Source organism: Chitinophagales bacterium, from assembly GCA_019694975.1.
In the GTDB taxonomy this organism is placed as follows: Bacteria; Bacteroidota; Bacteroidia; order Chitinophagales; family UBA10324; genus JACCZZ01.
The window spans coordinates 1-16,992 of sequence record JAIBAY010000001.1 but is presented as its reverse complement, the minus strand read 5'-3'; the positions used below and the strand labels follow the sequence as shown (position 1 = coordinate 16,992).

The 16,992-nt window shown below is 46.0% G+C and carries 10 protein-coding genes; 6 read left to right on the top strand and 4 right to left on the bottom strand.

Features of this window, described 5'->3' with window-relative positions; all coding sequences use genetic code 11:
• Positions 1–75: 75 nt before the first annotated feature.
• The 3 genes from K1X61_00050 (at position 76) to K1X61_00040 (ending at position 5,146) form a co-directional block, all read left to right on the top strand.
• Positions 76–819, top strand: coding sequence for a hypothetical protein (locus tag K1X61_00050; GenBank protein ID MBX7107014.1), 744 nt, complete (start codon positions 76–78; stop codon positions 817–819).
• Positions 820–997: 178 nt separating this feature from the next.
• Positions 998–4,084 (top strand): hypothetical protein, encoded by a 3,087-nt coding sequence (locus tag K1X61_00045; protein ID MBX7107013.1) that lies wholly within the window; start codon positions 998–1,000, stop codon positions 4,082–4,084.
• A 69-nt stretch (positions 4,085–4,153) separates the two neighbouring features.
• Positions 4,154–5,146, top strand: a complete 993-nt coding sequence (locus tag K1X61_00040; GenBank protein MBX7107012.1) for a N(4)-(beta-N-acetylglucosaminyl)-L-asparaginase — start codon at positions 4,154–4,156, stop codon at positions 5,144–5,146.
• A gap of 97 nt (positions 5,147–5,243) precedes the next feature.
• Here the strand turns inward: K1X61_00040 and K1X61_00035 are convergent, their stop codons facing one another.
• The 3 genes from K1X61_00035 to K1X61_00025 all read right to left on the bottom strand — a co-directional run bounded on the left by K1X61_00035 (position 5,244) and on the right by K1X61_00025 (position 8,087).
• On the bottom strand, positions 5,244–6,404 hold the full coding sequence (locus K1X61_00035; protein MBX7107011.1) for an aminotransferase class I/II-fold pyridoxal phosphate-dependent enzyme: 1,161 nt from the start codon (positions 6,402–6,404) through the stop codon (positions 5,244–5,246).
• A gap of 98 nt (positions 6,405–6,502) precedes the next feature.
• A complete protein-coding gene (locus tag K1X61_00030) occupies positions 6,503–7,834 on the bottom strand; it encodes an amino acid permease (protein ID MBX7107010.1) in 1,332 nt (443 codons plus the stop codon).
• A gap of 94 nt (positions 7,835–7,928) precedes the next feature.
• Positions 7,929–8,087 carry a hypothetical protein gene (locus K1X61_00025; protein ID MBX7107009.1) on the bottom strand — a complete coding sequence of 53 codons (159 nt, stop codon included), beginning with the start codon at positions 8,085–8,087 and terminating at the stop codon, positions 7,929–7,931.
• A 186-nt stretch (positions 8,088–8,273) separates the two neighbouring features.
• On the opposite strand from K1X61_00025, the gene K1X61_00020 reads away from it, so the two are divergent.
• A complete protein-coding gene (locus K1X61_00020; GenBank protein MBX7107008.1) occupies positions 8,274–8,708 on the top strand; it encodes a hypothetical protein in 435 nt (144 codons plus the stop codon).
• Between the two features lie 315 nt (positions 8,709–9,023).
• Here the strand turns inward: K1X61_00020 and K1X61_00015 are convergent, their stop codons facing one another.
• Positions 9,024–11,354 carry a hypothetical protein gene (locus K1X61_00015; GenBank protein MBX7107007.1) on the bottom strand — a complete coding sequence of 777 codons (2,331 nt, stop codon included), beginning with the start codon at positions 11,352–11,354 and terminating at the stop codon, positions 9,024–9,026.
• A 436-nt stretch (positions 11,355–11,790) separates the two neighbouring features.
• Between K1X61_00015 and rpoC the strand changes: the two genes are divergently transcribed.
• Together rpoC and K1X61_00005 are read left to right on the top strand one after the other, a co-directional pair.
• Complete coding sequence (rpoC, locus tag K1X61_00010) at positions 11,791–16,092, top strand: DNA-directed RNA polymerase subunit beta' (protein MBX7107006.1); 4,302 nt, start codon at positions 11,791–11,793, stop codon at positions 16,090–16,092.
• A 232-nt stretch (positions 16,093–16,324) separates the two neighbouring features.
• Entirely contained in the window at positions 16,325–16,642 is a 318-nt protein-coding gene (locus K1X61_00005; protein MBX7107005.1) for a DUF3467 domain-containing protein, read from the top strand.
• The last annotated feature ends 350 nt before the right edge of the window (positions 16,643–16,992 follow it).

Genomic DNA, 16,992 nt, shown 5'->3' with positions numbered 1-16,992 from the left:
CTGTAACATTCCATTTCAGCATGCGACTTATCATTCAATGCTTAATTTTCTAACCCCTGAAACTCACACCCTTACATGAAAAAAAATTTGCTTCTTACTGCTGTGCTGTTCTCAGTAGTATTATTCGCCAACGCACAAAGTGCAGATGAAATCATTGGCCGGTACGTTAAAGCTGTTGGAGGCTTTGAAAAAGTTAAAGCCATCAGTACCATTAAAATGACCGGCACCGTAGATGTAGGAGGCGGTATTCAGATCCCTTTCACCAACTATTTCTCACGGCCTGATAAGATGAAGATTGAAGCTACCTTCCAGGGAATGACGCAACAGATAGTGGTGGATGGCAACACCGGCTGGCAGATCAATCCGTTTATGGGCTCCAAAGACCCCGAGCCTATGAATGGTGATCAGCTGAAAATAATGAAGCAGCAGGCCGATTTCGAAGGACACCTCTTTAACTACAAAGAGAAAGGATATACGGCCGAGTTTTTAGGCAGTGAAGATTTTGAAGGCACACCGGTGAATAAAATTTCGCTGACAGGGAAAGATGGTGAACAAACCACCTATTTTCTGGATGCTGAATCCGGCCTGATACTGAAGGAGGCACAAACCATTAAAATGTCTGACACGGAAATGCAGACGGAAACCATCTACGGCGATTATAAAGATGTAGGCGGAATGGTCATGGCGCATTCCATTGAAAGCAAATCGCCCGGTCAGGAAGGATCACAGAAGATTACGGTGAACAATGTAGCGTTGAATGCGCCGATTGATGCTGCCATCTACGTGATGCCGCCCAAAGCCACGACACCGGAGAAGTAATGCCGGGCGTCAAAAACGATGCAATGGCCGGCGGCCTAAAGAATCGTTGAATTATGTGCACGATGGTAGCATGATTACCCGCTTGCTGCTATCGGTCAGTAGCAGCAGCTGATAAGGCAATCATGCGTTGCTGTTTTAATCATGAATTTTTGTTGGACGAAAGAAAAATGATATTACTATGAAAAAAAATCTGTCAACGGCATTTTACCTTTTACTCTTTGCTGCCGGAACTGTGCGCGCACAAACAAACTCCATCTCCTCAGCTACTTTTGGCGCAATTGAAGCGCGGCAGATTGGACCTGCTGTTATGGGCGGAAGAGTTGCAGCAATTGATGCATTAGACAGCGATCCCAAAACTATTTATGTTGGCAGTGCTGCAGGTGGTGTCTGGAAGACAACCACAGGCGGCACTTTCTTTAAACCTGTGTTCGATAAATACACACAGAGTATCGGTGATATCAGGATTGATCAGCGCCATCCCGACACTGTTTGGGTGGGTACCGGTGAATCAAATATGCGCAACAGTGTCTCTTACGGTGATGGATTGTATGTGACATTTGATGGCGGTGCCAACTGGCGTAAAATGGGATTGGACAGTACAGAACATATCAGCAAAATTGCGATTGATCCCTCCAACTCCAGTGTAATTTATGTTGCAGCTCCGGGCCCGTTGTGGAGCGACAGCAAGAGCCGCGGCTTATACAAGTCAACCGATTGCGGAAAAACATGGCAGAAGATTTTATACACCAATGAAAAAACCGGTTGTGCGGATGTTGCCATTGATCCTTCCAATCCCAATGTAATTTATGCTTCCATGTGGCAGTTCAGAAGAACGCCCTGGTCATTCGCTTCGGGTGGTCCGGGAAGTGCATTGTATAAATCTTCAGACGCAGGTAAAACATGGAAGAAAATTCAGAATGGATTCACGGCCGGCGATCTCGGTCGCGTGGTCATTGCTGTTTCGCCCAGCTCGCCGCAGAATGTATACGCTATTGTTGAATCGAAAAAATCAGGATTGTATTTATCCAATGATGGTGGCGAAACCTGGAAAGAGCAAAGCACTACCGCCAATGTAACAGCGCGCCCTTTTTATTTCAGCGTCTTGAAAGTGGATCCTGAAAATCCGAAACGTATCTATCGCCCTGCCTTTACACTGTCTATCAGCGATGATGGCGGCTATTCCTTTAAAGAAGCATCTGCTGCAGGCGGCTGGGTGCACAGCGATCATCATGCCTTATGGATTAATCCGAACAATACAAACCAATTATATCTCGGAACTGATGGCGGAGTGTACATGTCGCTGGACAAAGGCAATAACTGGATATTCCTCAACACATTGCCGTTGGCGCAATATTATCATGTTGCATTCGATGGAGCCGATCCTTACAATGTGTATGGAGGTTTGCAGGACAATGGTTCGTGGAAAGGCCCTTCGGCAAGTTCGGGTGGCATTAACAATAATGACTGGACACCACTTGGATTCGGTGATGGTTTCTGGGTACAGCCCGACCGTAAAATGACAGACTATGTTTACTGGGAATACCAGGGTGGAAATATTTTCCGCAGAAATATGAAAACGAATGAACAGAAAGACATCGCACCTTATCCGATGCCGGGCGAAGCTAAATTGCGATGGAACTGGAATTCGCCTTTGTATTTCAGTCCTTCGAATAAGTTATATGCGGGGTCACAGTTTTTATACGTCACTTCCAACCAGGGGGATACATGGACGAAAATTTCGCCTGATCTCACCACTAATAATCCCGAGAAACAAAAGCAGGAAGAATCGGGCGGCGTTACGGTGGATAATTCTTCCGCAGAAAATCACTGTACTATCTTCACGGTAGCTGAATCACCACTGGATGAAAATCAGGTTTGGGTGGGAACGGATGATGGTAACCTCCAGCTCAGCAGCGATGCGGGCAAATCATGGACGAATACCGTAAAAAATATTACAGGGCTTCCTGCGAATACCTGGGTCAGCAGTATCGAGCCTTCGCGATTTGACAAGATGATTTGTTACGCCACATTTGATGGACATGCAACCGGCGACATGAATTCGTATGTGTACAAAACAAATGATGGTGGAAAAACATGGATGCGTTTAGGTCCGGAAGGATTGAAAGGTGCTGCGCATAAGGTGAAGGAAGATCTTGTGAATAGAAACCTTTTATTCGTTGGAACAGAAACCGGTTTGTTTGTTTCTATTGACGGAGGAAAATCCTGGGCACAGATGACCGGCAATATTCCCAATACGCCGGTGCGCGACATCGCCATTCATCCGGTTAAGCATGATTTGATTCTTGCAACACATGGCCGCGGAATTTTAATTGTGGATGATATCACACCCATCCGCTCATTGAATACTGAGGTCTTAAATGCCGAAGCGACCATTCTGCCGTCAGCACCTCAGCATGTCTCTTTATCAGCTTACGATGGCGCATATCCTACGACCGCTGGAGATTTCTCCGCCGCTAATCCGACAGAAGATGCGGTGATCGCATACTACCTGAAAGACCGTGTAGTAACCGGTGCAGTGAAGATAGAGATTTATGATGCTGCGGGAAAGCTGATGACAACCATTGACGGCACGAAACGCAAAGGCATCAACCGTGTTACCTGGCCGATGAGAATGAAGCCACCAAGGGCAGCCATCGGAGCGCAGATAGAAGGTAACAGCACCATCGGTCCTTTGGTAGAAGAGGGAACGTACACTGTAAAACTGATCAAAGGCGATAAATCTTTTTCAGGTAACATCGTGCTGCAGGCTGATCCGAATTCTATTCACAGTGCCGCGGACCGTGCCGTTCAGAAAAAAATGGTGCGTGATCTTTATGCCATGATTGAAGAATTGGCTTTTATGAATCAGCAGCTCATCGACCTCAATGATTCAGTTGCCAAAATGAAACCGATGGCAAAGGATAAGAAGCTGGTTCAGTCGATGGGTGTATTGTCGGATAGCCTGGTTGCGGCAAGAAAATCGCTGGTAGCCACCAAAGAAGGCACTGCGATCACCGGCGAAGAGCGGTTGCGCGAAAGGATGGGATCGTTGTATGGAAGTATCATGAGTTTTGAAGGAAAGCCAACGGACTCTCAGCTCGACCGCTTTAAAGGATTGCAATACGATATGGATTTGGCGCATCGCCGTATGGATAACATTTATGCAACGCAGCTATCAAAAGTGAATGCATCACTGAAGAAGAGCGGATTTCATGAATTGATGCCGCTCAGCAGGGAGGCATTCGACAAAAGCAGTGATCAGTAAATACAATAGGACAGTTAACAGCAGTGGCCGCTATACCGGTAACGACCTCGACTGTCATAAATAAATGATATGGCTACACGAAGAAAATTTATCAGAAATGTATCAATGGCTTCCACGGCTGGTATGTTTTTTTCGCCCTTTACCGGCAGTGCAGCTTCAGCTAATACGACGCCCGTTGTAAACGGCAACATTGTTATCTCCACCTGGAAGCATGGCTTGCCGGCTAATGAAAAGGCCATGAACATGCTCAAGGCAAAAGCAAGGCCGGTGGATGCGGCGCAGGAAGGGGTGATGGTGGTGGAAGCAGATCCGCGAAATACTTCTGTCGGCCTCGGAGGATTACCCGACCGCGACGGTCATGTTACACTTGATGCCTGTCTCATGGATGAGTTCGGTAATGCCGGTTCCGTTTGCTTTCTCGAAGGCATCGATCATCCGGTTTCAGTGGCACGGCTCGTGATGGACAGAACGCCGCATGTTATGCTGTCTGGCGATGGCGCACTGCAGTTTGCCATTCAGAATGGTTTCCGGCAGCGCAAGGGATTATCACAGGAGGCAAAAAGACAATATGAGGAATGGCTGAAGACCTCCGATTATAAGCCAGTCATTAATGTCGAGAATCATGATACGATTGGATTGATCTTACGCGATGAACGCGGCAATTTCTCAGGTGCCTGCACCACGAGTGGCCTTGCCTATAAGATGCATGGAAGAGTTGGTGATTCTCCGATCATTGGTGCCGGATTATTTGTTGATCCCGAAGTAGGAGCAGCCACGGCTACCGGATTGGGCGAGGCGGTGATCAAAATCTGCGGCAGCCATCTCATTGTGGAAATGATGCGCATGGGCGCTTCGCCGCAGCGTGCCTGCGAAGAAGCCGTGAAGCGTATTTCCATCAGGCAGAAAAATTTCAAAGACATACAGGTCGGATTCCTTGCCATTAATAAGGCAGGTGAAGTGGGGGCCTTCGCCATTCAACCCGGCTTTCAGTATGCATTGGCCATGGACGGAAAAAATGAGTTGAAAGATGCTTTTTCGTTGCTTCCTCCGGATAAAAAGTAGGAACTGCGAAAACAGAGGAAGCGAATAGTGATTAGTCCGGTTTGCTGCTTCAGTACGCAGAGATGCCTTCATTACAAAACCTGTTCACGTAACAAAGTCATATTTCCGCCAAAGCCGATTCAATATCCTTTATCAGGTACGTTGCATCCTCCAGCCCGATATAAAACCGCACCATCCGGTGTGCTGATATGTCCGGATTGAAATCTTCAGGTTTGATGATTGCACACGAAGGAAAAATCAGCGACTCATGTCCGCCCCAGGAAACAGCCATCAGGAAATGTTTCAGTGTATTACAGAATTTTTCCACTGCACTAATGGAATTTGCCTTTAGCACTACCGTAAATAATCCCGGCGATGCCTTCATCTGTTTTTTCGCCAGTTCATATTGCGGAAAAGAAGGTGAAAGCGGATAGTATATCTTTTCAACTTTGGGATGATTTTCCATGAAGTGTGCGACGCGCTGTGTGCTTTGAACAATACGTTCAAGTCGTATCTCCAGCGTTCTTAAACTGCGGATCAACAGCCAGGCATTAAACGGAGAGATAACAGAACCTACAGTGAGCAGGTCGGATCTGAATATTTTTTCTATCATCTCGCTTTTACCGGCAATCACGCCGGCAATCACATCGCTGTGGCCTCCAATGTATTTCGTTGCTGTTTGTACGGAAATATCAATGCCGAAATCGATGGGCTGCTGGTACAACGGTGAACAGTAACTGTTATCAATGATGGTAAGCAGCTTCTTTGATTTTGCCAGTCTTGCCACTGCTTCCAGGTCTTGCAGTTCGAAAGTGAAGGAGTTGGGTGATTCAAGGAAAATGAGTTTTGTATTGGCCTGTATTGCCCGTTCAAAATTTTCCAGTTGTGTTCCATCCACAAAAGTGGTGGTAACACCGAATCGTGGTAATAATGTTTTAAATAATTTGTCAGTCCACGAATAGGGCTTTGCAACAGATACAATATGGTCGCTTTGTTTAACATTGGCAAATACGGCAAGAAAAACGGCGGCAACACCGCTGGAAAGCACCAGCGCATCTTCCGCATGATCAAGCGCTGCAAGTTTTCTCCTGAGCAGGGTTACGGTAGGATTATTACCGCGTGAATAGAGATTTGCGGCAAATTCATCCGTCATCGCTTCCCGCAACAGTGCTGCGTTCTTAAAAGCGAAATTGCTGGTTTGAATGATGGGTGGCGCAACTGCACCGAAATATGATTCGCGGTCTTCACCTAATTCATTGATGATATGCGACAGATCCATGCTGATGATTTAAGTGATCGAAAGTTAGGTTTAAAATTAACACCGGTAATTATTGTACCCTGTTAATTCACGCAATGTAAGCGGTTGAATCAGCACATTCAGGCAAACCGTTTCAACAACAGGTACAGCGGATAACCACATAGCAACACCACAAAGCCAATCAGCGAATTCCCCGGATCACTGTACACAATATTAGCTGTTACTGTCAGTTGCATTGTAATAAAGACAATAGGTAAAACAGGAAACCACCTGATGCGGAAACCTTTGGATGCATCACCTGTTTTCTTTCTTCTTAATATAAAAATGCAGAAAGCCGCACAGGCCAGCGAAATGGTATCATTAAACATCACATAGTTGAGTAAATCATTGTAAGTCTGTAAGAGCAGGAACATGACCACAATCAGCGAAGTATAAAAGATCAGTGTGAATTCCTGAACCTGTTTCCTTGCATGCACATTCATGAAAATTTCCGGAAGGATTTTTTCCTCTGCCATAGCATACATCACACGCGGATTGTGCAGCAGTTCTGAATTGATAAATCCCAATACAGAAATGAAAATAGCCACCGAAGCAAATGCAGCACCCGCATTGCCAAAAAGCACCTTGCCAAGGTCCGCGGCAATTAGAGGAGAATGTTGTACGGTTTCAAAGCCCAATACCTTAACATAAGCAATGTTAATGGAGAAATAAAGCAGGAAAACGATGCCTATGGCAAGCAGGATTGCTTTTGGAATAATGCTTTGCGGCGATTTCACATCGGCTCCCAGGTTTACAATATTCTGATATCCGCCATAGGTAAAAAAAATGGCGATCAGGCTCATGCCCAGTGCTTTGATGAATGCAGCGGCAGGATGATTGCCGGTTACTGTTGATTCCTGCAAAGCAACAGGCACGGAATCTTGCTGCGGAATAAAGAATAATGCAGAAATGAAAACCAGTATCAGCCCGATCTTCACCAGGCTCAGGATATTTTGTGTACGCGCTCCCATGCGGATGCCGAGAAAATTCAGGGCAAACAAAACGGCAACGATGAAGAAGAACATCATCTTTTCGCCATTTGCATTTTGAAGTGATGCGGGTAACAACACCGGCGTGATGTATTGCGCGCCGGTGAACGCAACTACAGCAGTTGATCCTGCATTCAACAGTATATAAGTCCATATGAGCATGAATGCAACAGCAGGATGATAGCAAAGCGAGAAGAGTTTGTAATAGCCACCTGCTACAGGGAAACGCGAGCCGATTTCGGCAAACGTCAGTGCTCCGCAAATGCTGACTAAAGCGCCTGCTGTCCAGGCAATAAAAAAGACCGTAGCACTTCCGGCATGTTGCGCGATGATGGATGGATTGCGGAAAATACCGATGCCGATCACCATTGAAATGATGATCATCGTGAGATCAAAAAATCCGAGTTTGGGTTTGATGGACAATTGATGAGTGCTTTCTTTCGAAAGATACAAGAGTTTATAGAATGGAATTAATAGAGGTCACTTATCAATTATCAGATTGTCAATCTGCTAAAATTTACATCACCGCCATGCTCTCCGCCGGCAAGGTTCTGAGCAAGGCGCGGGACTGATTGCGCCAAGCGGGGATCAGCCATGATGCAATTAAAAGAACAGTATCGTCAACGGATATTGTAAAAGTTTTGGCATGATCACCTGACAACAAGAGCAGGCTCATTTAATCATATTGGATACGCCTTAATTGAACTCCAATGAAAGAAATTTCAGATTTGCATTTTATGAAACCGGATCAAAAAAGAGCTGCCATCAGTGGTACTGCTGAAATTTACTTGGGCATTAGATTTATGTGAGATAGATTTGTAGCAATGCCGATACCGGCAGCAGTATAATAATCAGGCTATTTATGACTCCATCCATAGTATCCGAGGTGCTTTCAGAGAATCCATCGGCAGTGAGTGGGACACGGCTCGCATTAGTTGTTGTCGCCTTTGCCATCCTCACTTCGCAAGCACAGTCACAGTCCGAGCAGCGATTTCCCGACGTAATAGGCGTGAAAGTCAAAGTTGCGGCACCTGGCGTTTTCGATTTCGATGTTACAGTTTCTTCGCCATATGATACTCCCTCGAGGTACGCCGATGGCTTCCGCATCTCTACCACAGAAGGAAAAGTGCTTGGAGAACGCAAACTGCTGCACGATCACCAAACCGAGCAGCCTTTTACCCGTGATCTTCATTCTGTAAAGATTCCGGACGGCATCGTAAAAGTCGTCGTACAGGCTCGCGATCAGAAATACGGATACGGAGGAAAGACCCTCGAGGTATTGCTTCCGGAACGGTGAAACATCCCAAGGCTGTTATGAAGGCAATATGACCAAACCTTTCGTTTGAGCAGAGATCAACCGCTCATCGCTGGCATAAGCCAGACTTGTGCCGTTAAAGCAATGCATTTTTTATAAAACCGCTTTCACTGAATAATCTCTTCATCCGCTCCCGTGTATTCCAAAGTTAAAACAAATGTTTATTTCACTCACCATACAAATCTAAAGGCGAGTTGGATTACCGGATTCGCGATCCAGTGCATAAATCTTGAAGACCGCTTGCAGAGGTGCTGGTATTGTGTTGTGCAGCGGGATGAAGTTTGAAGCACTTTAGCATTAGGCTGCTGACTCCCGAAGTATTTTCTGGAAGCGCGGATTATTCCTCAGCGGTTTCCAATAGTAATGCATTTTATAGAGCGGAATGGTATTGCTCATGGTCCAGCCAAAGGGCATATCGAGCATTTGAATCAGGATGTCAATAGCCTGATCCTGCTCTCCAAGCTGCGTGTAAATGAGTGCCATATATTCAGTAGATGAAATACCAAGTATGGCATCGCGGGTAACCGGCATCATCATTCTTGCACGGTTGCCGGCTGCAATGGCATTTTCTTTTTCACCCAAACCAGCCAGTGCAACACCAAGTGCGGCATGCAACCTGAAATCATCGGGATGTGCTTTCAGCAAATCTGAAGTGACCTTAACAGCATTCCTGAAATAGGATGCGGCCAGCTCATCCTTGCCCTGCAGGCGGCACATCATTGCCGCTGACAATGAGTTGGGCATAAAACTGTACTGCCACATGCGGCCCAGGCTGTCCTCGCAGTCAGCCATTTCGGCTATCAGGGTATCAAAATTCCCACGCAGCGTTTGGAAGTACCAGTAATCACTCCTGAAGTGCGAAGCATCTACGAGCACCGCAGCATCATCCAGTATGGACTGAGCGCGGTCCACATCGCCATTCAGCTCTGCATAGTACATGGCTTTAAGTGTGTAGTAGTTGGGAACATCCGGACTTATTTCAATAGCCAGATTGATGTAGTAGAGGCAGGAATCAAAATCACGTTTCAGCTTGTATGTTTCAGCCAGTTCTGCCCAGCCCCTTGACTGGCGCGGAAAAAGCGCCGCCTGTTTTTTCAGAAAGCTGATGGATTCATCAATCTTCCCCATCCTGCGCAGGATATCGGCACGCATCAGGTAGGTGTATTTTCCGTTGCCTGCTTTCCGGTCAACCATATTCAATTCAGCCAGCGCACCGGCAAAATCACCCTCGCTTTTGAATTTGTAGATGGCCAGCGCATTGCGGGTATAGACATCATCAATTTTCAGAGCCAGCAGTTTATCGAGCCATTCTTTCGACTGCTGCCTGAATTCATCATTGTTGATGACCATGCGTTCCCAGTAGACACTTGCATGCAACTCCACGAGGGCCTGGTAAGGAGCGGTAAATTGCGGATCGAGTCGTATGGCCTGTTCATACATGCGCTTGGCCTGGTAACCTTGCTCACTGATCATGTATCTCCAGAAATCCGCATTCGATTTGTTTCCCCGCAGGTAGAAATCATATGCCTCCAGGTTGTCTGTCGGCACGACTTCAAACAGTGACTGCTCTTCTTCCGTGAGAGTGGCATTGAGTGCTGCAGCTATTCTTTTGGCGATTTCTGATTGCACGGCAAATACATCTTTCGTGGGCCTGTCATAGGATTCCGCCCACAGATGTTTGTCATTCCTGGCATCCACCAGTTGGACATTGATCCGGAACTGATCATTGGATTTCTGCACTGATCCTTCCAGTATCACATCGGCACCGAGTTCATCCGCTATCTGCTTCACTGATCGTGTGGTGCCTTTATACTGAAGAGTGGATGTTCGCGACATGACATTCAGTTGCCCGATCTTAGAAATCTGCGTTAAGATTTCATCACACATACCATCAGTAAAATATTCGTCTTCCTTTGATGCGCTCAGGTTGGTGAAGGGCAAAACGGCAAGCGCTGTCGGACGGGAGGCACTGTCTTTATCTGCAGGAACAAACTGTTGCTGATAGATAATGCCCGAAACAATCAGTACAACAATTGCGATGGCTGCAACCCATCTTCCGTGTACAGGGAAGGTATAGTCGGACAGGGGTTTTCCTTTTCCTTCCAGTGTATCGCGATGCGGAACAATGAGGCCGGGATTGCTGATGGCAAAAATCTCAACAGGAGATTTTACATTTTTTAGCCGGTACTTGCCAAGGGAAACAGTACTGATGTTTTTTTGATTCTTGATTTCGTCGTACACTTTTCCGGATACGAACACGGCACCAGGCACCGAGAAGGATTCGATTCGGGAAGCAATGTTGACACCATCGCCGTAAACATTGCCATCCTCCACGATAATATCTCCCGAATGTATTCCAATTCTCACAGGCACTTCCGGTTCGTCCTGCATCTGCTTTTGTATTGAAATCGCTGTATTTACCGCCTCTATAGCACTATGGAATATGCAAAGGGCGCCATCTCCTGTCATCTGCACAACTTTGCCGGCATTTGGTTTGATTTCAGATCTAAAAAGGTGTTCAAACTTGTTGCGGACCCTCAGCGCATGGTCTTCATCACGCTCCATTAAAGCCGTATAACCTTCTATGTCGGCAAATAATATGGCAGTAAGTTGGTGCGTCAGGGACATAATTTGAGATCATGGCCTTTACAAATGTAAGCGTTCTTTGAATCGGAATCAGCAGACTAAAGGCGAGTTGAGTAGTTTCAATATTCAATATTCAAAATTTAACTCTCCTTGTTTTAGTAATTGACATACACTTTTGCAGTTACACCTATATGCTTTTTCAAGGCAAATTAACAGTCAGTGATTAGCTGAAAACGCTTCCGACAACCCATGCTTTTTTCTTTAAATTCCATTACTTTCTTTGTAAAAAGAATCCTATCTTTGCCGTTCTTTAAAAACGGAGGCGTTTCCAATTGGTTATCAATCACTTCCCCCTTCAACACAAACTATTGCAATTCAATTATTTGCGCCTGCTTATTTAAGGTGTAAGAAGCGTTGTGCTGCTTCGTCTCCTTGATTCGATTACAATGAACTGTTAACGAACAATACAAATCAACATATGCCATTCAAGAAAGACCTTAAAATCAAACCCAACTTTACCAGAATCACCCTCTCACTGGCATCTCCGGATTCCATCCTTGAGCGCTCGTATGGCGAAGTGCTGAAACCGGAAACCATCAACTACCGGACGTATAAGCCTGAACGTGATGGTTTATTTTGCGAGCGGATTTTCGGCCCGGTGAAGGATTACGAATGTTACTGCGGTAAATACAAACGTATTCGTTACAAAGGTATCGTATGCGACCGTTGTGGTGTGGAAGTAACAGAAAAGAAAGTTCGCCGTGAACGCATGGGGCACATCAAACTAGTAGTACCGGTAGTTCATATCTGGTATTTCAAATCATTGCCCAATAAGATAGGTTACCTGCTTGGTTTATCTTCCAAGAAACTGGAAACTATCGTATACTACGAACGCTATGTGGTGATTCAGCCGGGTATCAGGGAAGACAAACAATACCTTGACCTGCTCACTGAGGAAGAATACCTCGAAATCCTCGAGCAGCTTCCCAAAGACAATCAGCATCTCGACGATATGGATCCCAGGAAGTTCCTGGCTAAGATGGGAGCTGATGCCGTTCGTGACTTGCTGGCACGTATTGATCTCAATGATCTTTCCTACCAATTGCGCCACCAGGCTGCCAATGAGACTTCGCAGCAACGTAAGGCGGAAGCCCTCAAGCGGTTGAGTGTGGTGGAAGCATTCCGCGAAGCGAATGAACGAGCCACAAATCGTCCTGAATGGATGATCGTACAGTATTTGCCGGTCGTTCCGCCGGAATTACGCCCGCTGGTACCATTGGATGGTGGCCGTTTTGCCTCTTCGGATTTAAATGATTTATACCGTCGCGTAATTATCCGCAATAACCGCCTTAAGCGCCTGATCGAAATTAAAGCACCGGATGTAATCCTGCGGAATGAAAAACGCATGTTACAGGAAGCGGTTGATTCATTATTCGATAACTCACGGAAATCAAATGCAGTAAAAGCTGAAGGTGGCCGCGCGCTGAAATCATTAAGCGATGTGCTGAAAGGAAAGCAAGGTCGTTTCCGCCAAAACCTTTTAGGTAAACGCGTTGACTATTCCGGCCGTTCCGTAATCGTGGTTGGCCCCGACCTGAAATTGCATGAATGCGGCTTGCCAAAAGACATGGCAGCAGAACTGTTCAAACCTTTCATCATCCGCAAGCTGATTGAAAGAGGTATCGTGAAAACAGTAAAGTCTGCCAAAAAGCTTGTTGATCGCAAAGAACCTGTAATCTGGGACATCCTTGAAAATATTCTGAAAGGCCATCCTGTAATGCTTAACCGTGCGCCAACACTGCACCGCTTATCCATTCAGGCTTTCCAGCCTAAACTTATTGAAGGAAAGGCTATTCATCTTCACCCGTTGGTGTGCGGAGCGTTCAACGCGGATTTTGACGGTGACCAGATGGCCGTACATGTTCCACTCAGTAATGCAGCTATCCTTGAAGCGCAGCTGTTGATGCTTTCAGCACACAATATTCTGAATCCGCAAAACGGATCACCAATTACATTGCCATCGCAGGATATGGTATTGGGACTTTATTATACCACCAAGGGCAGGAAGAGCGACAAAGCGCTCAAGATGAAAGGCGAGGGAAAGGCATTCTATTCAGCCGAAGAAGTGATCATTGCATATAATGAAGGTAAAGTAGATCTGCATTCCTGGATCCGGGTTAAGGCCAGGGTGAAGGAGAACGACACCTTTACGGAGAAGCTGATTGAGACTACTGTTGGCCGTGTAATCTTTAACCAGATGGTGCCGGAAGAGGCTGGCTTTGTGAACCTGCTGCTCACTAAGAAAGCATTGCGCGATATTATTGGCGACATCATTAAAGCAACTGACATTCCGACTACTGCCAAGTTCCTGGACGATATCAAACAACTGGGTTTCACTATGGCCTTCAAAGGCGGCTTGTCATTTAACCTTTCAGATCTTCTTATTCCTGACAATAAACAGGAAATGCTGAAAGGCGCACAGGACGAAGTGGATGAGATTACCAACAACTATAACATGGGTTTCATCACCAACAATGAACGTTATAACCAGGTGATTGACATCTGGACCCGTGTTAACAACCGTATTTCAGAAACTCTCAATAAGGCTTTGGAGCTTGACCGGCAGGGATTCAACAGTGTGTACATGATGCTTCATTCCGGCGCACGTGGATCCAAAGAACAGGTGCGTCAGTTGGGCGGTATCCGCGGCCTGATGCAAAAGCCGCGTAAATCCGGCAGCTCAGGAGGTGAACTGATTGAAAATCCGATCCTCGCTAACCTGAAAGAAGGACTAAGTGTATTGGAATATTTCATTTCTACACACGGTGCGCGTAAAGGTTTGGCTGATACCGCTTTGAAAACAGCAGATGCCGGTTATCTCACCCGCCGTCTGGTGGATGTGGCACAGGATGTCGTAATAATGGAAGAAGATTGCGGAACTCTCCGCGGTATTCCTATCTCTGCATTGAAAGACAATGATGAAGTGGTGGAGCCATTGTATGACCGTATCGTTGGCCGTGTAAGTCTGTATGATATTATCGATCCGTTAACGGATGAACTGATCGTGAGTGCAGGTGAAGAGATTGACGAAGATATTGCATCAAAGATTGAAGAAACTGCCATTGAAACTGTCGAAATACGCTCAGTACTTACATGCGAATCACGCAAAGGCGTGTGCGTAAAATGTTATGGAAGAAATCTCACCACCGGCCGCAGGACGGAAATCGGTGATTCCGTAGGTATCATAGCCGCTCAGTCTATTGGCGAACCCGGTACACAGCTGACCCTTCGTACGTTCCATACGGGTGGTGCTGCTTCAGGTATGGCCACAGAGTCGGAACTGAAAGCTAAGTTTGATGGTGTGGTGAAATTTGAAGATGTGCGGACTGCAACTTATACCAATGGCGCGGGAGACAGGGTAGTGGTGGCCATTGGCCGTGCCGGTGAAGTACGCATTGAAGATCCTAAATCAGACAGGGTGCTGATCGCTAACCACGTTCCATATGGTTCCTATATTACAGTAAAGGAAGGAGATAAGGTAACCAAAGGTCAGACCATCTGTACCTGGGATCCTTACAACGCTGTGATTCTCTCCGAGCTGAAAGGACAGATTGAATTTGAGAATATTATTGAAGGTGTCACTTTCCGCGAAGAAATGGATGAACAGACCGGCCACAAAGAAAAGGTGATAATTGAAACCCGTGACAAGACGAAGATCCCGACGATCAAAGTTATTGGTAAAGGCAAGGAACATAAATCATATAACATACCGGTAGGTTCACACATCAATGTGGAAGCAGGTGAAGATGTGGAAGGAGGAATGATACTTGTGAAAATTCCAAGAACGCTTGCAAAGCTTCGCGGCGATATAACCGGTGGTCTTCCGCGTGTAACAGAATTGTTTGAAGCAAGAAATCCTTCGAATCCTGCTGTGGTAAGTGAGATAGACGGTGTGGTTTCATTCGGCGCTGTAAAACGCGGTAACCGTGAGATCATCATTGAATCACGTGATGGTGATCAGCGCAAGTACCTGGTGCCGTTGTCAAAACTGTTCCTCGTGGCGGAAGGTGACTATGTGAAAGCCGGGCAGCCACTGTCAGAAGGTGCCATTACACCTAATGATATACTTGCCATCAAAGGCCCGAATGCGGTGCAGGAATACATGGTGAATGAGATTCAGGAAGTGTACCGTTTGCAGGGTGTGAAGATTAACGATAAGCACATAGAAACGATCGTAAGGCAGATGATGCGGAAGGTGCATATCGAAGATCCGGGTGACACACGATTCCTCGAAGGCGAAGGCGCGGATAAGTTTGAGTTCCTGGTAGAAAATGAAGAGATTTTTGATAAGAAAGTGGTGACGGATGCAGGCGCTTCTCCAAACCTGAAAGTTGGACAGATTGTAACGCTGCGGCAGATACGTGAAGAGAATTCTGTGTTGAAACGCCAGGATAAGGCAATTGTAGAATATCGTTCCGCAATGCCGGCTACTTCCAGTCCTCTGCTGATGGGTATTACCCGTGCATCATTGGGTACGAAGAGCTGGATTTCCGCAGCGTCCTTCCAGGAAACAACCAAGGTATTGAGTTCAGCATCCATCAATGCCAAAGTGGATGAACTTGGTGGCCTGAAAGAAAATGTAATTATTGGTCACCTGATTCCAGCCGGTACCGGCTTGAGAGACTACGAAAATATCGTGGTGGGTTCACAGGAAGAGTATGATAAGCTGGTAGCTTCCAAGCGCGAACTGATGGGAGAGATTCCGAGCCTTGACGAGTGATTGGATTAACATTTGGAAATAAACGGTTCATGAGCCGTCCTGCTTTCCGCGGGACGGCTTTTTTTTAATTAATACGGTGACCGGCAGCAACCTGCATCTGTAAAAATCAGGTGATTGTATTGGAGATTGCAAACCATGAACAAAACTTCATATTTGCAGCATCGGGCTGAAGCTCATTGATGCTTTGAAATGCAAAATGAGGGTTTAACTTTGAAGTAAATTGAAAATCAAAATGGATCCAAAAGATAAGCAACCGCAAAATCAGATTAATATTGAGCTGAGTGAAGAAACAGCAGACGGCATATACTCAAACCTCGCTATCATTCAGCATTCCAACCAGGAATTTGTGCTTGATTTCATCAAAGTGATGCCCGGCGTGCCTAAGGCAAAAGTGAAAGCACGCATTGTGCTTACTCCACAGCATGCAAAGCGATTTATGCGGGCTATGGCAGATAACCTGCGTAAGTTTGAATCTATGTATGGTGAAATACAGGAAGCCGAAGATATCAAGATACCCATGAATTTCGGGCCTTCTATCGCACAGGCCTGAGCAATTGCAAGCTGGTTGTTATTGCAAGCTATCTCCGAATAGGCAATCAATGCGGTCATGCCGAATTTATTTCGGCATCTTTCAATGAATTGAGGAGATCCTGATCCCAATCAATCGGGACAGGATGACTCCAGGTATTTTGAGATAGCTTCCGGAATAGTCCGGCGCCGCATAATTGTTATGATTAATGATCAGAAGCAACGCTGATTAACAGAAACGGTGAAGGGTATTCCCGAAAATGTAGAACTCAATCTGAGTAAGTATTTCACAGTATAGTGTGCAAAGAAAAAGCCCCAAATAAGTCACGAAGTGATCAAATTTGGGGCAGTAAAATTTGCACTACAAATGTA

Excerpts from the sequence above, each read along its gene's own strand:
- K1X61_00020 (MBX7107008.1), top strand. The coding sequence starts at position 8,274 with ATGACTCCATCCATAGTATCCGAGGTGCTTTCAGAGAATCCATCGGCA.
- rpoC (MBX7107006.1), top strand. The coding sequence starts at position 11,791 with ATGCCATTCAAGAAAGACCTTAAAATCAAACCCAACTTTACCAGAATC.
- K1X61_00025 (MBX7107009.1), bottom strand. The coding sequence starts at position 8,087 with ATGAGCCTGCTCTTGTTGTCAGGTGATCATGCCAAAACTTTTACAATA.
- K1X61_00015 (MBX7107007.1), bottom strand. The coding sequence starts at position 11,354 with ATGTCCCTGACGCACCAACTTACTGCCATATTATTTGCCGACATAGAA.
- K1X61_00045 (MBX7107013.1), top strand. The coding sequence starts at position 998 with ATGAAAAAAAATCTGTCAACGGCATTTTACCTTTTACTCTTTGCTGCC.
- K1X61_00035 (MBX7107011.1), bottom strand. The coding sequence starts at position 6,404 with ATGGATCTGTCGCATATCATCAATGAATTAGGTGAAGACCGCGAATCA.
- K1X61_00050 (MBX7107014.1), top strand. The coding sequence starts at position 76 with ATGAAAAAAAATTTGCTTCTTACTGCTGTGCTGTTCTCAGTAGTATTA.
- K1X61_00005 (MBX7107005.1), top strand. The coding sequence starts at position 16,325 with ATGGATCCAAAAGATAAGCAACCGCAAAATCAGATTAATATTGAGCTG.
- K1X61_00040 (MBX7107012.1), top strand. The coding sequence starts at position 4,154 with ATGGCTACACGAAGAAAATTTATCAGAAATGTATCAATGGCTTCCACG.